This window comes from Rhodococcus sp. 14-1411-2a (assembly GCF_002259485.1).
GTDB lineage: Bacteria > Actinomycetota > Actinomycetes > Mycobacteriales > Mycobacteriaceae > Rhodococcoides.
Map to the genome: position 1 here is coordinate 213,278 of NZ_NPGA01000012.1, position 17,492 is coordinate 230,769.

At 64.1% G+C, this 17,492-nt stretch carries 20 protein-coding genes; 6 read left to right on the forward strand and 14 right to left on the reverse strand.

Annotated features, from left to right (window positions below; genetic code table 11):
- Positions 1 to 3 precede the first annotated feature (3 nt).
- Complete coding sequence (locus tag CH291_RS10580; protein WP_143545915.1) at positions 4 to 360, forward strand: hypothetical protein; 357 nt, start codon at positions 4 to 6, stop codon at positions 358 to 360.
- Between the two features lie 6 nt (positions 361 to 366).
- Here CH291_RS10580 and CH291_RS10585 read toward each other — a convergent pair whose 3' ends face one another.
- Positions 367 to 564 carry a PLD nuclease N-terminal domain-containing protein gene (locus tag CH291_RS10585; protein WP_068045214.1) on the reverse strand — a complete coding sequence of 66 codons (198 nt, stop codon included), beginning with the start codon at positions 562 to 564 and terminating at the stop codon, positions 367 to 369.
- Between the two features lie 15 nt (positions 565 to 579).
- Positions 580 to 1,395, reverse strand: a complete 816-nt coding sequence (locus tag CH291_RS10590) for a hypothetical protein (protein WP_143545916.1) — start codon at positions 1,393 to 1,395, stop codon at positions 580 to 582.
- 311 nt (positions 1,396 to 1,706) lie between these two features.
- Here CH291_RS10590 and CH291_RS27405 point away from each other — a divergent pair, with 311 nt between their 5' ends.
- A complete protein-coding gene (locus CH291_RS27405) occupies positions 1,707 to 1,898 on the forward strand; it encodes a PLD nuclease N-terminal domain-containing protein (RefSeq protein WP_373454850.1) in 192 nt (63 codons plus the stop codon).
- Here CH291_RS27405 and CH291_RS10600 read toward each other — a convergent pair.
- Together CH291_RS10600 and CH291_RS10605 are read right to left on the reverse strand one after the other, a co-directional pair.
- Complete coding sequence (locus tag CH291_RS10600) at positions 1,880 to 2,332, reverse strand: GNAT family N-acetyltransferase (protein WP_179276505.1); 453 nt, start codon at positions 2,330 to 2,332, stop codon at positions 1,880 to 1,882. The genes CH291_RS27405 and CH291_RS10600 overlap by 19 nt on opposite strands.
- Positions 2,319 to 3,293, reverse strand: coding sequence for an aldo/keto reductase (locus tag CH291_RS10605; protein WP_094687468.1), 975 nt, complete (start codon positions 3,291 to 3,293; stop codon positions 2,319 to 2,321). Before CH291_RS10605 ends, CH291_RS10600 begins: the two co-directional genes overlap by 14 nt.
- Positions 3,294 to 3,357: 64 nt before the next feature.
- Between CH291_RS10605 and CH291_RS10610 the strand changes: the two genes are divergently transcribed.
- Positions 3,358 to 4,269, forward strand: a complete 912-nt coding sequence (locus tag CH291_RS10610; protein ID WP_068045205.1) for an aminotransferase class IV — start codon at positions 3,358 to 3,360, stop codon at positions 4,267 to 4,269.
- Between the two features lie 3 nt (positions 4,270 to 4,272).
- Here the strand turns inward: CH291_RS10610 and CH291_RS10615 are convergent, their stop codons facing one another.
- The gene (locus CH291_RS10615; RefSeq protein ID WP_094687422.1) at positions 4,273 to 5,421 is read right to left on the reverse strand and encodes a serine hydrolase domain-containing protein; all 1,149 of its coding nucleotides are present in this window, start codon (positions 5,419 to 5,421) and stop codon (positions 4,273 to 4,275) included.
- A gap of 46 nt (positions 5,422 to 5,467) precedes the next feature.
- Positions 5,468 to 6,040 carry a TetR/AcrR family transcriptional regulator gene (locus CH291_RS10620; protein WP_068045200.1) on the reverse strand — a complete coding sequence of 191 codons (573 nt, stop codon included), beginning with the start codon at positions 6,038 to 6,040 and terminating at the stop codon, positions 5,468 to 5,470.
- A 101-nt stretch (positions 6,041 to 6,141) separates the two neighbouring features.
- Between CH291_RS10620 and CH291_RS10625 the strand changes: the two genes are divergently transcribed.
- The gene (locus CH291_RS10625; RefSeq protein ID WP_068045197.1) at positions 6,142 to 6,981 is read left to right on the forward strand and encodes an alpha/beta fold hydrolase; all 840 of its coding nucleotides are present in this window, start codon (positions 6,142 to 6,144) and stop codon (positions 6,979 to 6,981) included.
- A gap of 44 nt (positions 6,982 to 7,025) precedes the next feature.
- Here CH291_RS10625 and rraA read toward each other — a convergent pair whose 3' ends face one another.
- A complete protein-coding gene (rraA, locus tag CH291_RS10630; RefSeq protein ID WP_068045194.1) occupies positions 7,026 to 7,505 on the reverse strand; it encodes a ribonuclease E activity regulator RraA in 480 nt (159 codons plus the stop codon).
- Positions 7,506 to 7,529: 24 nt separating this feature from the next.
- Positions 7,530 to 7,913 (reverse strand): DUF5313 family protein, encoded by a 384-nt coding sequence (locus CH291_RS10635; protein ID WP_094638507.1) that lies wholly within the window; start codon positions 7,911 to 7,913, stop codon positions 7,530 to 7,532.
- Positions 7,914 to 8,193: 280 nt separating this feature from the next.
- Here CH291_RS10635 and CH291_RS10640 point away from each other — a divergent pair, with 280 nt between their 5' ends.
- Entirely contained in the window at positions 8,194 to 8,439 is a 246-nt protein-coding gene (locus CH291_RS10640; RefSeq protein ID WP_256980805.1) for a WhiB family transcriptional regulator, read from the forward strand.
- Here the strand turns inward: CH291_RS10640 and CH291_RS10645 are convergent.
- On the reverse strand, positions 8,408 to 9,160 hold the full coding sequence (locus CH291_RS10645) for a MerR family transcriptional regulator (protein WP_068045190.1): 753 nt from the start codon (positions 9,158 to 9,160) through the stop codon (positions 8,408 to 8,410). The two genes, CH291_RS10640 and CH291_RS10645, sit on opposite strands and share 32 nt — an antisense overlap.
- 99 nt (positions 9,161 to 9,259) lie before the next feature.
- Positions 9,260 to 10,465, reverse strand: coding sequence for a lipase family protein (locus CH291_RS10650; protein ID WP_068045185.1), 1,206 nt, complete (start codon positions 10,463 to 10,465; stop codon positions 9,260 to 9,262).
- Between the two features lie 115 nt (positions 10,466 to 10,580).
- On the opposite strand from CH291_RS10650, the gene CH291_RS10655 reads away from it, so the two are divergent.
- Entirely contained in the window at positions 10,581 to 12,173 is a 1,593-nt protein-coding gene (locus tag CH291_RS10655) for a succinic semialdehyde dehydrogenase (RefSeq protein WP_256980806.1), read from the forward strand.
- A gap of 24 nt (positions 12,174 to 12,197) precedes the next feature.
- Here the strand turns inward: CH291_RS10655 and CH291_RS10660 are convergent, their stop codons facing one another.
- From CH291_RS10660 to CH291_RS10675, 4 genes are all read right to left on the reverse strand, one after another.
- Complete coding sequence (locus CH291_RS10660; protein ID WP_094687423.1) at positions 12,198 to 13,616, reverse strand: PQQ-binding-like beta-propeller repeat protein; 1,419 nt, start codon at positions 13,614 to 13,616, stop codon at positions 12,198 to 12,200.
- A gap of 135 nt (positions 13,617 to 13,751) precedes the next feature.
- Positions 13,752 to 15,698, reverse strand: a complete 1,947-nt coding sequence (locus tag CH291_RS10665; RefSeq protein ID WP_179276510.1) for an MDR family MFS transporter — start codon at positions 15,696 to 15,698, stop codon at positions 13,752 to 13,754.
- Positions 15,699 to 15,755: 57 nt separating this feature from the next.
- Positions 15,756 to 16,241 carry a MarR family winged helix-turn-helix transcriptional regulator gene (locus tag CH291_RS10670; protein ID WP_068045167.1) on the reverse strand — a complete coding sequence of 162 codons (486 nt, stop codon included), beginning with the start codon at positions 16,239 to 16,241 and terminating at the stop codon, positions 15,756 to 15,758.
- Positions 16,242 to 16,456: 215 nt separating this feature from the next.
- A complete protein-coding gene (locus CH291_RS10675; RefSeq protein ID WP_094638510.1) occupies positions 16,457 to 17,485 on the reverse strand; it encodes an ABC transporter ATP-binding protein in 1,029 nt (342 codons plus the stop codon).
- Positions 17,486 to 17,492: the final 7 nt, after the last annotated feature.

The following is a 17,492-nucleotide window of genomic DNA, read 5'->3' on the forward strand; positions in this document are numbered from 1 at the left end:
TCGATGATGGTTCTCGGGAGCGGCACGGCTTCGTTGTCGCCGCCTGCGCGCTTCGTGTGGAATGCGCTGATGCATCCCGATCTGCACCCGCACAATCGAGGCTTCGCCTGGCCGGTGATGTTCCAGGACGCGCCGCCGCCTCGGGTGGTCGAGAGCAGTGAGTTCGACCGTGTCGTGTGGAGCTCACCGTGGCCTACCGTTCCGGAAGTGCTGGTGCAGTTCGATTTACGACCGCATACCCAGCTCCGATGGACGTTGCTTGCTCACGCACCTACGCCGAGTCTGCAGACGATCGAATGGTTGCGCGCTCAGGCAAGCCATCTGGTGAATATCGATCTCAGGAGCGCACTCGGTCACTAGCGGCGGCTAGCCGTTGCCGCCGCTCGGCCCGTAGGAATACCGCTTACCGATTGTGAACCACAGGATCGGCCCGATGATGGGCAGAACGAACGCAACGAGAATCCATGCCAACTTGGCAAAGAACCCCATGTAGCGATCACGGACGATCGAGAAAACAGCCATGGTGAACAGGGCAAGCGCGATAGCGATACCGGTAGAGGTCATCTGTCGAGACGGAACTCAGTCGGTTCCGCGCAGATAATCGCGACGTACCGCGACTCGCCGACCACGGTCCACCGGATCCCCTGGGTGCAACGATTGCTGCAATTCGAGGATTGCAGCATCATCCAACTCCGTGTCGAACGCTCCGGCCGCCCAGTCCCAGTCCTGCGTGGACCACACATAGTGCGTCACCCTCCACATTGGTGCCCATCCCTCGTCGCTGCGGGGACGGCGACCCAGGAACGTTCTGCGAGAACTGGTGTCGAAGCCCCCGTTATCGGCGATGCGAACGTCCTCGGGAGTGAAATCCAAAAGCGCGCGGACGGTCAGTGGCGTCGATGCCACCTGGTCGGTGAACCACTGGACGTGCTCGTGACGCAATGCCCTCGACTCGTCCTCGAGCAGTTTCTGGTACTCCTCGGTGGTGTATGCGGGCCCGTCCCAGGCGAACAACGCCTCGTCGATCGGTTCGCCCACTGCGAGTTCGACGAACTGCGAACCGATTCCGACTTCGTCGATGCGGTCACCCAGGATGAAGCCGGACTCGACGTCGACCCAGATTCGGAGCGGATACGGCTTGTCCTCCGGCGGAGCCAACCGAACCGTCCAACACTTGCGCCCGGCGAACTCGACCGTCTCCACCGGCCCGGTGGGTTGGGCGAACTCGTTGCCGGCCCATTCGGCGGTACTGCGTTGTTGCAACAAGAATTGGCTGGGCCCGAGGTAGATCACTCTGCCGAGTGGGCCGACGCGAGGCCGGTCGGCCGGGCCCGTGAAGTCCCAGGCGCGCGTGCCGTCGCTGATGAAGATGGGACTGCCGTCGATGCGTTCCACGCGGGTTCTTCGCCCGGATCGCCACACCCGACAGCTGTCTTCGGGCCGGATCAGAACGGGTGGCGTTCCGCTGTAGGCGAATCCGTGACGAAAGGACTCGGGGCTGCCCGCTTCGTGGACTTCCTCGATAGTGCCGCGCAACGGTATGTTCGATTCACTTGTCATAGCCGTGAGCACTTCGATCCACGCGGTCATGGCCGCAGCCTAATGCGATCGAACTCGACAAGGTGGAGTTCGGAGTCGAAGGGAGTCGGGTGAGAATCAGCGCCGAGGTCAATCCCACACTTCCGCTGGCGTTCGACCTTGCCTGGATGTCCGTGGTCGTGTTGTGGCTGGTGCTCGTCGTTGTTGCGTGGATGTCGATATTTCGCAGCACTCAGTCGCGGAAAGGCACGAAATTCTGGTGGTGCGTATTTGTATTGCTGATGCCGATAACCGGTGCACTGATCTGGTTTTTCGCTCGCCCGCGTAACTCCGACAACGATCAGCGAACGAGTTCGTAGCGAGCCAGCCACAGTCCCGGCAGTACTTCTTGACCTTCGGTGTGTACGAAGCCGAGTGATTCGTACAATCTGCGGGCCGGCGCATTGTCCCGTCCGGTAGCCACCTGCACACGTTGTCCCACAATCGAATCCAGCATCACGTCCACCAAACCGCGTCCGATGCCCCGGCGGTGTGCATGTGGAGCCACCACCAGGCGATCGATCTCCGCCTCGTACCATGCAGCGGCACCGAGGATTTCGTGATCCTCTCGCGCGACGAGCCAGTGGACCTGTGCGGCGCACAGATCGTCCACCGACTCGTGCAGCAACGGAATCCTGTTGTCGCCGATCAGTCTTGCTTCGACTGCATACGAACTCTTCTGCACTGCGAGAATCTGCTCGGCGAGACACAGGTCGGCGGCAGGGTCGACACCGACGATCTCAATAGCGACCACCAGCGGGAGCTGGCAAAGCGTCGAGTGCAGCGAGGTGATCAGCGCTCAAGGTCAACTCGGCCGCTCCTGCATTCTCGTCCAGACGCGACGTGCGCCGGGTGCCGGGAATCGGGACCACATGTTCACCCTGCGCCAGAACCCACGCCAGGGCCACCTGCGCAGGCGTCGCACCGAGCTCGTCGGCGACCGCCGCGATGGCGTCGACGATCACGAGATTGGCATCGAGGTTGTCCTGGCTGAAGCGAGGCAATCGTGAACGGAAATCGTCTGCGGCAGGTGTGGTTCCGCGAAAGTTGCCGGTCAGGAAGCCGCGGCCCAACGGTGAGAAAGGCACGAATGCCGCACCGTTGTCTTGCGTCCACTTCAGTGAGGTCTCGAGGTGGTCGCGCGTCCACAGTGACAGTTCGGACTGCACGGCCGAGATCGGATGCACCTGCTGGGCCCGATCGAGCTGCTCGACGGTGAACTCCGAGACCCCCAGTGCGCGAACCTTTCCGGCCTGCACGGCCTCGGCCATCGCGCCGATGCTGTCTTCGACATCCACCTCGGGATCCGGGCGATGCAGGTAGTACAGATCGATGTGATCGACGCCCAGGCGGCGGAGCGAATCGTCGATCGCCGAACGCAGGTGCTCGGGCTTGCCGTTGGGGCCCGAAATGACGGGTTCTCCGGCGTCGCCGATATGAGATTCGAGACCGCCCTTGGTCGCGAGGATCACCTCGTCACGTCGGCTACCGATGGCTGTGCCGACGACCTCTTCGTTGGTGAACGGTCCGTACACATCGGCCGTGTCGATGAAATTCACACCCAGGTCCAGGGCGTGCCCGATGACGTGATCGGGGCTTTCCGTCCGGTCGTCGGCCTTGTATGCCCAGGTCATTCCCATGCACCCCAGGCCGATGGCACCCACCTCGGGGCCGTCGTTCCACAGGGTCCGGGTCTGTACTGTTCGTGCGCTCATGAACTCGACCATACGACGAGAAATGTGTTGTCGCTCGGACTTGCCGGGCGACTAGCATCGCCGCATGGCTCTTCCACACTCGAAGGTGTATTTCGGCGACCGTTTGGTCGAGGCGCAGGATGCGACGCTCGGAGTAGCGACCTCGGCCGTTCTGTACGGGCTCAGTGTCTACACCGTCTTTCCCGTGCAGGTGGACGGTGACCGGCGTACTGCGTTCCGGTTGCTCGATCACTACCAGCGACTGGTCGAGTCCTGCAAGATCATCGGCATCGACACGTTCGCGTCGCAGTGGACGTTCGAGCGGTTCCTACAGGCAACGCGCGACGTGGTCGACGCCAACGCCCCGACGACCGAGGTCTACGTCCGAGCCACCGTTCACGTGGACGAATCGATCCCCGGAACACGGGTGCGCGGGCTGCACACCACGGTGTCGATCTTTCTGTACGACGCCAATCCAATTGTCCCGCAGGACGGCATGCGGTTGAAGACGAGTGTGTGGCGTCGAATCCCCGACAACGCCATTCCATCGCGCGCCAAAGTCAACGGTGCATACGTCAATTCTGTGCTCGCCAAACAGGATGCGATCGACAGTGGCTTCGACGACTGCATCTTCCTCGACATCAACGGCCATGTGTGCGAACTCAGTGCCGCGAACATATTTCTCGTCCGGAACGGCGTACTCGTGACCCCGGACGTCACCAGCGACATTCTCGACGGCATCAACCGTCGGACCATTCTGACTTTGGCGCGCGAGGAAGGGCTGACGGTTCAGGAGCGGACGGTCGATCTCACCGAGCTGTACATCGCCGACGAGGTGTTCGTCTGCGGCACCTCGGCCGGAGTTGCTCCGGTGTACGAAATCGACGGTCGCGCACTAGGAACCAAGGAAACCGGCCCGGTGACGCTGACTCTGCGTAAGCGACACCAGGCCGCGCTCACCGGCGACGAGGTGCACGGCTGGGTGAGCGTGCTGTGAGTTCTACGCCGGGCAGGTCGAGGTGAGTCCGGCGATCAACGCTTCGGCGGCCGGCTGCTCGAGTGGATCGGCGGCCGGGTTCGGCCCCGCCGTGGTCCAGGCCAGCGATACCTGACGCTGACCGTCCGGGCTCGAGAACGCGTAGGTGCGGTAACCGAAGCCGTTGCCGCGGTTGCCGAATACGAGCTCGCCCGAGCCCGGGTTGCACGCATCTCCGCCGAGCAGCAGGCCGAGTCCGTACGTGGACGGCGTCACGACCTGCATCTCGTCGATCAGATTCTGCGGGATCAGCGTGCCGTCGAACAGCCCTCTGAAGAAGGTGTTCATGTCGGCCACGGTGGAGACCACTGCCGCCCCCGCCGACCAGATGCTGGCGTCGTACTCGGTGACGTCGGTGTACGTCCCGTTGTCCAGAACGTAACCGTGCAGGGCATCGGCGTCGAGCGTCGAATCGGTGGGGTACGCCGTGTCGGTCATCTCCAGGGGATCGAAGATCCTGTCCTGCAACGACTGTCCGATGGACTTGTCGTCCAAGTCGGCGATGATCTTCCCGAGCAGGACGTAGTTGGTGTTGGCGTAGCTGAACTCCTGACCGGGCTCGCTCGCCCAGGGCATGGCCACAGCCTGGGCGATCAGCTCGTCGTCGGTGACGGCATCATTCGCCCGCGCGGCGATCTGGTCCGCCGAGTCGAATCCGGTGAAGTAGTCGGGAACGCCGCTGGTGTGGTCGAGTAGCTGGCGAACGGTCACCGCCCTCGGGAGCAGGCCGGGAAGCAACTCGTCGACCTGCTGATCGAGCTCGAGCTTCCCCTCGTCCACGAGCTGAAGCACGACGGCAGCAACCATCGCCTTGGTGACGCTGGCAATGCGGACCGGGTCGTCGGCGGACGCGGCCTCGGTGCCGTCGCGTTCGACCAGGCCTGCGGCTCCCGACCATGAATCCTCGCCGTCACGTACCTGCGCCACAGCGGCGACGGACCCGGCGTCGACCATGGCGTCCAAGGCCGCCTGGACGTCGTCGGTTCTGATGCTTCCGATCGAGGGCGTGGTGGTGGTCGACTCGACGGCTGACGGCTCGTCGGATGTGGAGCACCCACTGACCAGCAGGGACGTCGACACTGTGAGGGCGGCGAGGATTCGTAGCTTGCTCATGCCTTCGACGCTAACGCCGCCCCGTGAAGAATTTCAGTGTCAAATGTCAGTGATTGGCTCGGCCCGCGCTCGAATCCAGCAGAACCTCGGCCGCAGTCTTTGCCGCAGCGGCAGATTCGGCCAGTTCGGTGATGGCCGCCGTGGTTTGAGCGCCCTCGGCGAGCAACGCGATCTGCAGTCCGACGGTCGGTGCGCAGCCGGCTTCGACGGCCAATCGGGTGACGTACTCGATGAAGTTCTTCTTGTGCTGATGCGCGGCGTCGGCGACCTCGGGCATGGTTGCGCCCAATTCGCCGAAGGAGTTGATGAACGCACAACCGCGAAAGTCGTCCTCGCGAAACCAGTGGTCCAGGAAGTCGAAGATCGACAGCAGCTTCTCTCTCGGAGACTCGTGAACGGCGGCTTCGGCATGGATGCCGTCGTTCCACTGGCGGGTGCGCCCGCGAAGAACCTCGGCCACGATGGCGGTCTTCGACGGGAACAGGGAGTACATGCGTTTGAGAGAGATGCCCGCCGCAGTGCGCAGTTCGTCCATGCCGACGGCCTGAATTCCGCGGGCGTAGAACAGCGCGTCCGCTGCTCGGACCACGTCGTCCCGCCCGAGTTCCGTATTCGTCATCGTCTACCCCTTGCCGAGAGAACCAACGTTCTCTACAGTAGTCCACAGCGGAGAGAACGACCGTTCTCCTGCTCGGCTCAGGACCACAGGAAGGCAGGATCATGGCGCACATCAACGTCGGAACCGAGAACTCCACCCCCGTCGAGGTCTACTACGAGGATCACGGCACCGGGCAGCCCGTCGTGCTCATCCACGGCTACCCGCTCGACGGCAACTCCTGGGAACGTCAGTCGCGGGCGTTGCTCGACGCCGGCTACCGCGTGATCACCTACGACCGCCGCGGATTCGGTCAGTCGAGCAAGCCGACCGTCGGATACGACTACGACACCTTCGCCTCCGACCTGGACAAGGTGCTGACCGAGCTCGATCTGAACGATGTCATCCTGGTCGGATTCTCGATGGGCACAGGTGAACTCGCGCGATACGCCGCGAAGTACGGCACCGATCGCGTCGCGAAGTTCGCGTTCCTGGCATCCCTCGAGCCGTTCCTGCTGCAGACCGACGACAACCCCACCGGCGTTCCTCAGTCGGTGTTCGACGGCATCGACAGTGCCGCTCGCGAGGATCGCTTCGCCTGGTTCGACAGTTTCTACAAGGACTTCTACAACCTCGACGAGAACCTCGGGACCCGAATCAGTGAGGCCGCGGTCCGTGCGAGCTGGAACACCGCGACCGGCAGCGCGCCCGTGGCTGCCTACGCCGTCGTGCCCACCTGGCTCGAGGATTTCCGCGGCGACGTGGAGAAGGTGCGCGAATCGGGCAAGCCGACGCTGATCCTGCACGGCACGGCCGACAACATCCTGCCGATCGATTCGACGGGCCGGCAGTTCCACAAGGTGTTCCCGGAGGCGACGTACGTCGAGGTCGAGGGCGCGCCGCACGGGCTGCTGTGGACGCACTTCCAGGAAGTGAACGACGCGCTGCTCGCGTTCGTGAAGTAGGAGCATCACGGCGGCAGGCATCGACGCCTGCCGCCGTTCGTGGGCTATACCGCGACGACGCCGTCGTGGTCGCTGTAGACGATCTCGCCCGGGTTGAAGGTCACTCCGCCGAACCTCACCGGGACGTTCTTCTCGCCCGAGCCGGTCTGAGTGCTCTTGCGGGGGTTGGTGCCCAGTGCCTTGACGCCGATCTCGAGCGTGCGCAGAATCGCGGAGTCGCGCACTGCACCGTTGACGATGACACCCGCCCAACCGTTGGTGACGCCGCGTCCGGCGATGATGTCTCCGACCAACGCGGTATGCACGCTGGCATCGCCGTCGACCACCAGTACGCCACCGTTGCCGGGCTCGCTCAGGGTCTGCTTGACCAGCAGATTGTCCTGGAAGCAGCGAATGGTGGTGATGGGGCCCGCGAACTCCGTGTGCTTGCCGAACTGGATGAACTGGGTGTCGCAACTGCGGATATCGGGACCGATCTCGTCGGCCAGATCAGCTGTTGCCTTGAATTCCACAGGTGACGTCATGCGGCACAGACTATCGCTCGCACATCAACCGCGGCCGTGACGCCGTTCGTAGTCGTCACGAGTGCGGTCGACCCGGCTCTGGGCCTTGGCGTTGATCATCTGCGGGTCGAGGCCGTGGATCAGCAAACGATGCCGCCGATAGACGTTCATCAGCGCGATCGAGAAGTAGACCAGCGGAATGAACAGCAGCGACATCATCGCCAGGGACATCCACAGCGGCCCCGGGATCAGCAGGAACAGCAGCAGCAGCGGAACGATCGGAAGAACGAAGCGCGCGATGTAGCGAACCTGGGCGCCATTACCCACCAGATCGTTTCGAACCCAGTCTTGCATCGACGCGGGCAGGACGCGTCCGAACGTGTACCCGAGGAACTGCATGGGGCTCGGGGTAGAGCGATCGGTTGTCATCGCGCAATGCTAGTCCGACCTGTCTTGGTACATGTCACCGTTGACTGCGGTTTATCTCATATGTGACGCTAACGTCAGTTTGTGGCGGCGGACCGAAGGACTTCGACAGTGATCGATCGCAGAACCCTGCTCAGCGCACGAGCCGCGGGCGACGGACTGGGGAACCGGCGCGCAGTCACATCCGGCAACATCCGCCGACTACTGAATCTCTGATCGAAAGGGGTGGCTGCCGATGAGAACGCAAGCAATGCAACCGATCTCCGAGTACTGGGATTGGCAGATGAACGCTGCCTGCCGCTCGATGCCGGTCTCGATGTTCTACCCGCCCCTGGGACTGCGGGGATACTCGCTGAGAAACCTCGAGCGACAGGCGAAGCTCGTGTGCGATCGATGCCCCGTGATCGCGCGCTGCCTGCAACACGCACTCGACTCGGACGAAAAATACGGAGTCTGGGGGGGATCGACCGCACACGAGCGGTCCGCGATGGCTCGCGTCAACCCTGGCGAGCGGCGTTCGCAACGATGACGTCGCGAAGATACTGCGCCAAGCCGGACGCAATCCCGTTGTAGTGCTTGGCAAATCGCTCGTCGGCTATGTACATCTCCGCCAGGTTCACCTGCATCTCGTAACCGCAGTCGTAGTACCGTTCGATCGATGCCCGATGACGCTCGGCCAGTACCCCGGCCTCGGTGGAATCCGGTGACACACCCCGCTGCATCGCGGCTGCGAGGTCCGCTTCGAGGAGATCGGCCTCGACCTTGATGGCCTTCCAGTCGTCCTTGGTGAACGACGCCGTCCGCTCCTGCGACTGCTTCCACTCGTCGGTTTCGCCCCAGCGTTGCTCGGCTTCCTCTGCGTACTCTTCGCCGGTCCAGTTGTCGCCGAAGATCTCGCGCTGCTCCTCGGGAGTCAGTTGCATACCCATCTTTTTCGCCTCCATCATCTTGTCCACGGCCGCAGCCATTGCGTGCAAGTGATCGATTCGCTCGTTCAACAACTCTCGCTGCCGACGCAGATGCGCCATGGCATCGACCGCGGGATCGTCGAGCAACGCCGCGATGACGTCGAGCGCGAACCCGAGCTCGCGATAGGTCAACACCTGATGCAGCCGCTCGACATCGGCCGACGAGTACGTCCGATAGCCCTTCGGAGTTCTGCCCGACGGCACCACCAACGCGATCTCGTCGTAATGATGCAGCGTCCTGACGCTGACACCCACCAACCGTGCGACAGCACCGACCTGCATGCTGTCCTGGTCGCTGCCGAAGGTCTCGTTGCCGACGAAGGAAGAATCACTCACGAAAGACACTGTGCTGCCTCCCGTGGCGTGAGGGTCAAGCCGCGCTTATCGGGTCACACGTTCGCACCCGGAGGTGGACTCTCCGGCGAGGCGCTGCCCGAGCCAGTCGTACGCTCCGGGACGGCCGTTGGTCTGCGCCACCGAATGATCTCCGGGAACCAATTCGAGGCGAACCGACGCTCCCGCCGCGCACCACTGGTCCTGCACGGCCTCGGCACCTTCCTTGGGAATGAGGAAGTCCTGCAGGCCCTGGTAGATGTAGATCGGTGCGTCCGGCGTCGTCTGGCCCATCCGGTTCTCCTCGACGACGGCCTTGGTGATCGGGTGGTCGAAGACATCGGGCACGTTGGAGAGGTTTCGCTGGTCCAGCAACAACAGTCCCGAATACGACAACACATCGACGCACTGATCCTTCTGCGCCAAAGCCAGTCGCTTCCCGTTGTCGTTGGCGAGCTCCCGCATCTCCGGGTACTCCCTGGACAATCCGATCGTCGCCGCAGTGAACAGACCGGAACCGATCTGGCCGTTCAGAGAGGTCTGCAGAATCTTGTAGTCGGTCGGCGGGCCACCGAAAGCGACACCGGCGATGTTCAACTCGGGCGCGTACTCGGGAGCCAACTGGGCGGCCCAACCCGAGGCTATGGCACCGCCGGAGTAGCCGGTGATGCCGATCGGCGCGTCCGCAGCCACTCCTGCACTCTGGGATGCGCGTAAGCCGTCGAGCACGGTGTGTCCGGAAACGAGACCGGCCGAATAGGCCTGCCGAGGACCCTGGTAATCGGTGACGACGACCGTGTAGCCGCGGTCGAGCAGAATCCGGACCTGATCGACTTCCTTGTTGTTGCCGCGCGGCAGCGTGTACGACGGCGCGCACTGATTACCGAGCGAGTCCGTTGCCTCGTTGTACGCGATGACCGGACGATCTCCGGCTCCGGTCCACGGCGCGGTGGGCGTCAGGACCGTCGTCGCCGCGGCGATGGGTCGGTTCTTCGAATCGGTGGAGCGGAAGAGCAACTGCACGGACGACGCCTCGGGCGTGACCGCGACGTCGCGACGGTTCAGCACTGTGCCGGGCTGCAGGTTCTCGTACCCGGCAGGCGGGTCGAACCATGGATCACCGAGTGAGGTGGGGAGATACGCATCCGGATCGCTCGGCGGAGCGATGAAATCCTGCAGTGGATCGGCCTGGGCCGACCCTGCGAACGACAGCATCAGTGCCGCGGCTCCGGCCAGAACGAATGCCTTGCGCATATATTTCCCACCCTGTAGCTCCGTACGCCCCGACGTCCGGTAGACCACTGACCATCGTGCCACAGGATTCGGTAATTTCGGCCCTGTGAAGTGAGCCGAAGACCAGGTAGGTTGTCTGTTACTCAAAACACTACTCACCAGTAGGGACCAGTCCATGCCAGCACCGTCCGCCTCGACCTTCTCCCGGCTCGCCGATCTCATCGCCATCCCCGACGCCGAATCGCGGCCGACGAAAACGATCACCGAGGTGTTCACCGGCAAGGAGCTGGCGACCATCCCGGTGGGCACCGCCGCCGACGCGACCGCTGCGATCGCGCGCGTACGCGCAGCTCAGGTGGCCTGGGCCAAGCGTCCGGTGTCCGAGCGCGCCGAGATCTTCCACCGCTACCGCGACCTGGTGCTCGCGCACCGCGACGAGCTGATGGACATGGCGCAGGCCGAGACCGGCAAGTCTCGCGCCGCTGCTCTCGAAGAGGTTCTCGACATCTCGATGACCGCTCGGCACTACGCGCGGACCGCCGCCAAGCTGCTGGCTCCGAAGAAGGTCACCGGCATGCTGCCCGTGCTGACCAAGACCCGGATCCGCTACCAGCCCAAGGGTGTTGTCGGAATCATCTCCCCGTGGAACTACCCGATGACCCTCGCGGTGTCCGACGCCATCCCGGCACTGCTGGCAGGCAACGGCGTGGTGCTCAAACCGGACAGCCAGACGCCGTACTGCGCGCTCGCCTGCGTCGAACTGCTCTACAAGGCCGGACTGCCCCGTGACCTGTTCGCTGTGGTTCCCGGCCCGGGTTCGGTGGTGGGTACCGCCATCGTCGAGAACACCGAGTACGTCATGTTCACCGGCTCCACCGCCACCGGTCAGCTGTTGGCCGAGCAGGCCGGGCGTCGACTCATCGGATTCTCCGCCGAGCTCGGCGGCAAGAACGCGATGATCGTCGCCAAGGGTGCCAACCTCCGGGAAGTGTCCGACGCGGCCGTGCGGGCCTGCTTCTCCAACTCCGGCCAGCTCTGCATCTCCATCGAACGTATCTACGTCGAGAAGTCGATCGCCGCGGAGTTCACCGAGAAGTTCGGTCAGCGGGTGCGCAACATGAGCCTCGGAGCCGACTACGAATTCGGCATCGAGATGGGCAGCCTCATCTCCGAGGATCAGATCAAGACGGTCTCGGCCCACGTCGACGACGCCAAGGTCAAGGGCGCGACCGTCGTCGCAGGCGGCAACGCACGCCCCGACATCGGCCCGCTGTTCTACGAGCCGACGCTGCTGACGAACGTCACCGAGGACATGGAATGCGCGGCAACCGAGACCTTCGGGCCGCTGGTGTCGATCTACCCCGTCGCCGACGTCGACGAGGCCATCGAGAAGGCCAACGACACCGAGTACGGACTCAACGCCAGTGTGTGGGCCAAGACCAAGGCGCAGGGCGAAGCCATTGCAGCACGGCTGCATTCGGGCACCGTCAACGTCGACGAGGGCTACGCACCGACGTGGGGCACCACCGGCGCTCCGATGGGCGGCATGGGCGTGTCCGGTGTCGGACGCAGGCACGGCACCGAGGGCCTGCTCAAGTACACGGAGTCGCAGACCATCGCGACGACGCGTCTGCTCAATCTCGGTGGGCCGCGCGGACTTCCGCCGAAGCTGTGGGCAAAGATCATGCCGCCCTTCGTCAAGGCGCTGAAGTACATTCCGGGTCGGTAAGCAGCGTCGACGACGGGGGAAGATCTATCTCGCTCGTAGCAGCGAGATGCTCAGTGCCCTGGTGTAAATGGAATCGGTGTCGATCGAGTCGGTGTCGATCGAGTCGCTGTCGACTCGATCGAACATCGGCCACGACTGCCGATCGATTCCCTCGTCGTCCAACGCCGCCACGGGGATGTCCCACACCGTGGATCCGGTTCTGACGTCGATTCCGCGCAGCACTTCCGGTCCGAACAGCGTGGCGACGTCGCCGTCGAGGGCACCGACCTCCGCGAAAGCCCCCGATTCTCGACTCCACAGCGTGGTCCCGGTGTCGAGGTCGATCGCGGATTCGGTGGCCGTGTCGGTGTTGCGCAGCAGTGCAACCGAACCCGTGACGGCGTAGGCAAGGCCGTTGGTGGACAGGAACGCCGCGGCGGGGCCGGTGATGTCCGACGGAACGGCCCAGACCAGACTCTCGTCGGTCCACACGGGGTCGGGATTCGACGGCCGATAGCCTCCCGTTCCGAGCAGTAGCGGACTCGACTCGGCGGGGGAATCGAACGTCGGTTGCTGCAGGGTCACGGAATCCGTTGCAGCGAGCACGGTTCCGTCGGTGTCGATGATTTCCGAACCCACGATCGTAGTGGGGTCCGAGCAGTCGGCCCGCGCCACCCGCACTGCGCCGTCGCGCGAGGCGACGCCCGATCGGGCGCAGTCGGGAACCGTTCTGGACCAGAGGTTGTCGCCGGTGTCGAGGTCGAAGGCGAACACTCCCCGGCCGTCGTCGAACAACCCGATTCCGTTCTCGGTGTGCATTGTGGACGCGAACGGTGCGTCAGGCGAGGCCGTGGAATCGAACTGCACCGACCAGTCCGCGTCGAGGGCGTCCGCAGTGCCGCGAGACACCGTCGCCCTCGCACCATCGCGCACCGCCCGGGAGGTGTACACGTGGCCGTCTGCGGTGGTCAGACTCAAGATCGGAAAGGCCGCGTCCCGAGTGCTCGATTCTCCGGATTCGGTGTCGACAGTGAGGATTTCGGATGTCGTGCCGGTGTTGCCGCGGTAGCAGACGACCTGCCCGTCGACGAATTCCTCACCGCAGCCCACGATATCGTCCGCGGGGGTGCGCCAGCGCACCGAGCCGTCCGCGATGCTCGCGCCCACCAGGGTCGCGTCGACGAACTCCCTGCCGTCCGGGCGGCCGACGAGCGTGACGACCGTCGACCCGTCGGAGATGGAACCCGAGTGCATCGAATCGGTGTCGCTGCCCTGGACGGGATCGCGGAACTGGCCGCCCTCGATGCCCGCATCCGAGGGAGTGAGAGTCCACCCGAGTCCGGGAGCGGACCCCGTTGCACCGTCGATGGGGGCGCCGGGCGTCCGCTCTTCGGTGGCGCACGATGCGCAGGCGAGCGCTGCTACCAGGACCGCGGCGGCGGAGATCTGGAGGCGACGTGTCATGAGCGATTCTCCCGCCTGTGCAGAAGCGAAAGAAGGTGGCCGGTCCGTTCTTGGAGCATAGAGAACGAAAATTCCCCGCACTCCCGGTGGGGGTGCGGGGAACTGCCGTAACGCTTGGCCTGGTCGAGGCTGGGACTAGTTGACGCTGTGTCCGTTCAGGCCTGCGTGTGCGTAATGATTGCGACTGTCGGGAATGTGGTTGTCTCCCAACACTCGAGCGATCTGCTGCTCGCTGAGTCCGAGGCGACGGAGCCGCTCGCACACTGCATCGAAATCGAGCATCTTCGCGTCGAGTTCCTGCTGCAGTTCGATCACTTCGGCGCGGATGGTCTCGGCCTCGTCCAGTGCGGCCAACGTGTCCTTCGGCTCGGGGAGCAGCAGTGCGAGCAGTCGATCACGTGCGTCGGTGCTCAGACCCTCGAAGGGGCGCTGTCCCGGTTGAGCCTCGTGCCGACCCTCGGCGCGACGATGGGTGTCGTACTCGGCCTCGCGCTCGGCGGAGACGTACTCCTGCGTGTCACCGAAGGACGGAATCTCGGCGAGCTGGTCCTGCGGCTCGTCCTTGGGTCCCTGCGCAGGGGTCGTCGCGATGTCGATCGTCTGGCGCAGTGGGCGATTCGGAATGAAGATCACCGCGATCAGCGTGACGATCGCAACGAAGCCGGCAATCATGAAGATGCGTCCGGTCGCGTCACCGTAGGCGGTGCGGACGACTTCGAGGACCGGCGCGGGCAGTGCGGTGAGATCGAGTGATCCACCGCCACCCGACGAGCTGTCGACACCGAGCTGGGCCAGGCCTGCCGCGGACTTCTCGGCAACCCGAGTTGCCAGGAGCGAGCCGAGAACCGAGACGCCGATCGCGCCGCCGAAGGTACGGAAGAACGCCACCGTCGACGATGCCGCACCGACGTTCTGCACACTGACCGTGTTCTGCACTGCGAGAACGAGATTCTGCATCAACATGCCGGTACCGAGGCCGACGATGGTGATGAAGATGCCGACCGTTACCAGGCTGGTCGCGTGGTCGATCGTGCCCAGGAGCAGGAATCCGACGACCAACAGAACGGATCCGGTGACGATGAACGGCTTCCACTTACCGAACTTGGTGATGAGCTGACCGGAGCCGACGGAGGCGACGAGCATGCCGAACACCAGAGGGATGGAAAGCAATCCGGCCTCGGTGGGGGTGTAGCCGCGAGCGGTCTGGAAGTACTGGCCGAGGAAGGTGGTGGCTCCGAAGAGGCCGACGCCGACGGCGATGGACGCGACGATGGCCAGGCCGGTGGTGCGTTCGGTGACGATCTTGAGCGGGATGATCGGCGACTTGTGCCGCGCCTCGACGATGATCGTCAGGATGAGCAACAGCACTCCGCCGCCGACCAGGTAGGCCGTCTCACGGGAGAGCCAGGCGTAGTAGTCGGCCTTGCCTGCGAACGAGACCCACACGAGGAGAACGGAAACACCTGCGGTGAGCAGAAGTGCACCGAGCCAGTCGATGGAGACGTTGTCCTTGCGGATGGTCTTGATGTGCAGGGTCTTCTGCAGCAGGCCGAGGGCGATGACGGCCAGCGGTACGCAGACGAAGAAGCACCAGCGCCAGCCGAGCGGGCTGTCCACGATGACGCCGCCCAGGATCGGGCCACCGGACATCGACACGGCCATGACGGCACCGGTGTAGCCGGAGTAGCGGCCGCGATCACGCGGGGAGACGATGGTGCCGATGATGGCGATGACGAGAGCCGTCAGACCACCCATGCCGATGCCCTGCACCACGCGTGCGGCCAGCAGGACCGGCACGTTGTGCGCGAAGCCGGCGATCAGTGAGCCTGCGACGAAGATGAGAATCGCGCTCTGGACCAGCACCTTCTTGTTGAACAGGTCGGCCAGCTTGCCCCAGATCGGAGTGGACGCGGCATTGGCCAACAGGGCAGTGGTGATGACCCAGGCGTACGCGGTCTGCGAACCCTTCAGATCACCGATGATGGTGGGCAGTGCCGTCGAGACGATCGTGGTGCTCAGCAGCGCAGTGAACAGCGCGGCGAGCAGGCCGGTGAGGGCTTCGAGGATCTGGCGATGCGACATCGCGTCGGGATCGACGACTGGCTGATTGGGCGGAGTATCCGCAGATGTGGTCATGTCTTATCTCGCAATCGATTCAATACGTGCCACGTCCTGATGCTGGGCGTGGGCGTCTTCGGTGAAGGTGTCGTTCAGTTTGCGGATCGAGTCGAGTGCATCGAGTGCCTCGTCCTCGCTCCAGCCGCTCAACATTTCTGCCAGGCGGCGTGCGCGTCTGTTCCAAATTTGTGTCAGTCGAACCTGACCGATGTCCGACACACAGACCCGTGACGCCCTTCGGTCGTCGGGATCGGGATGTCGATCGATGTAGCCGAGGTCGACGAGGTCCGCGATCTGCCGGCTGAGGGCGGACTGACTGACGCACAGCCTGCTGGCGAGGTCGGTCTGCCTGCATTCACCCTCGGTCGCCAGGATGGCCAGAACTCCGGTCAGGGCCTGCGGCAGTGGTGAATCCTCGACTCCGGTGGTCACGGCCCGCTTCAGCGTGCGCCCGAAGAGGAAGACCTCTTCGACCAACGACTCCGCTGTCGTGGATTGAACTGCCATGAGTACTCCAACGCCGATGTCCATTTACTTGCTGTCTGCAACCATATATATAAATACATGTGCTAAGCAAATAATATTCCTGTCTGGTGGGTCACAGTGGTCGGTCGGGGGGGATCGGGGGATCCGGACGGGGATCGGCTCCCCGGATATGGATTCCGGCCTCCGATCGGAGGCATAAATCCGAAACTGGGGAGCCGATCCGCGGTCGAGGCTGGCTACCGCGGGTAGAAGAACGACCGCCGGACGGTCAGCGCGACGGTGTCACCCACCTCGGGACGCGGTCCGCGTACCGAGCATCGGAAGTCCACATCGCCGGAGCGCACCAGAACATCGCTGGCATCGCGGCCGAAGAGTGACGAGGTGACGGTTCCCCTGATGGTGCTCTCGCGCTCGCCGTCGGGCACGAGCTCGATATCGGTCGGCAGGATTGCAACCGTCCCGGGGCCGGAGCCCTCCGCCGCGAGTGTCAGGGAGCCCGAGGTGAAGGTGCCGTGGGCGACGGTGCCGTCGACGAGGGTGGCGTCGGACAGGAAGTGGGCGACGAACGCCGACGCCGGAGCGCGCACCACGTCCTCGGGTGTACCGATCTGCGCGATGCTGCCCCGATCGAGGACGACCACCCGGTCTGCGAGGGCGAGGGCCTCGGTGCGATCGTGCGTGACGTGTACGACGGTCAGACCGGCTGCGCGCGTCAGAGATCTCAGCTCGAGGCGAAGCCGGTCTCGCAGTGGCTCGTCCAATGCCGAGAGCGCCTCGTCGAGTAGCAGTGCCCGTGGCGAGCCGACCAGAGCGCGCGCGAGGGCGACGCGTTGCCGCTGACCACCGGACAGCGTCGACGGGTCCCGGTTCTCGAGCCCGGGCAGCCCGACGAGCTCGAGCACGTCGGCGACCTTCTTCGTGCGCTCCGGTTTGGAGACCTTGGCCAGTTCGAGTGGGTAGGAGACGTTGCGCCCGACGCTGCGGTGCGGCCACAGGGCGTGCTGCTGGAATACCATGCCGAGCTTGCGCGACTCGGGAGGCGTCGAGAGTTGTTCGCTTGCAACCACATCCGGTCCGATGGAGATCGAACCGGCAGTCGGGGTCAGGAAGCCGGCGACGGTACGCAGCAGCGTGGTCTTACCGGAGCCCGACGGCCCGACGAGTGCGACGAACTCGCCATCGGCAATCTCCAGGTCGATGCCCTCCACGCCGACCGTGCCGTCGTGGTACCGGAGGCCGAGACGTTCGATCGTGATGGCAGACATCGGTTCT

Excerpts from the sequence above, each read along its gene's own strand:
- CH291_RS10580 (WP_143545915.1), top strand. The coding sequence starts at position 4 with ATGATGGTTCTCGGGAGCGGCACGGCTTCGTTGTCGCCGCCTGCGCGC.
- CH291_RS10585 (WP_068045214.1), bottom strand. The coding sequence starts at position 564 with ATGACCTCTACCGGTATCGCTATCGCGCTTGCCCTGTTCACCATGGCT.
- CH291_RS27405 (WP_373454850.1), top strand. The coding sequence starts at position 1,707 with ATGTCCGTGGTCGTGTTGTGGCTGGTGCTCGTCGTTGTTGCGTGGATG.
- CH291_RS10605 (WP_094687468.1), bottom strand. The coding sequence starts at position 3,293 with ATGAGCGCACGAACAGTACAGACCCGGACCCTGTGGAACGACGGCCCC.
- CH291_RS10610 (WP_068045205.1), top strand. The coding sequence starts at position 3,358 with ATGGCTCTTCCACACTCGAAGGTGTATTTCGGCGACCGTTTGGTCGAG.
- CH291_RS10615 (WP_094687422.1), bottom strand. The coding sequence starts at position 5,421 with ATGAGCAAGCTACGAATCCTCGCCGCCCTCACAGTGTCGACGTCCCTG.
- CH291_RS10620 (WP_068045200.1), bottom strand. The coding sequence starts at position 6,040 with ATGACGAATACGGAACTCGGGCGGGACGACGTGGTCCGAGCAGCGGAC.
- CH291_RS10625 (WP_068045197.1), top strand. The coding sequence starts at position 6,142 with ATGGCGCACATCAACGTCGGAACCGAGAACTCCACCCCCGTCGAGGTC.
- rraA (WP_068045194.1), bottom strand. The coding sequence starts at position 7,505 with ATGACGTCACCTGTGGAATTCAAGGCAACAGCTGATCTGGCCGACGAG.
- CH291_RS10635 (WP_094638507.1), bottom strand. The coding sequence starts at position 7,913 with ATGACAACCGATCGCTCTACCCCGAGCCCCATGCAGTTCCTCGGGTAC.
- CH291_RS10640 (WP_256980805.1), top strand. The coding sequence starts at position 8,194 with ATGAACGCTGCCTGCCGCTCGATGCCGGTCTCGATGTTCTACCCGCCC.
- CH291_RS10645 (WP_068045190.1), bottom strand. The coding sequence starts at position 9,160 with ATGCAGGTCGGTGCTGTCGCACGGTTGGTGGGTGTCAGCGTCAGGACG.
- CH291_RS10650 (WP_068045185.1), bottom strand. The coding sequence starts at position 10,465 with ATGCGCAAGGCATTCGTTCTGGCCGGAGCCGCGGCACTGATGCTGTCG.
- CH291_RS10660 (WP_094687423.1), bottom strand. The coding sequence starts at position 13,616 with ATGACACGTCGCCTCCAGATCTCCGCCGCCGCGGTCCTGGTAGCAGCG.
- CH291_RS10665 (WP_179276510.1), bottom strand. The coding sequence starts at position 15,698 with ATGTCGCATCGCCAGATCCTCGAAGCCCTCACCGGCCTGCTCGCCGCG.
- CH291_RS10670 (WP_068045167.1), bottom strand. The coding sequence starts at position 16,241 with ATGGCAGTTCAATCCACGACAGCGGAGTCGTTGGTCGAAGAGGTCTTC.
- CH291_RS10675 (WP_094638510.1), bottom strand. The coding sequence starts at position 17,485 with ATGTCTGCCATCACGATCGAACGTCTCGGCCTCCGGTACCACGACGGC.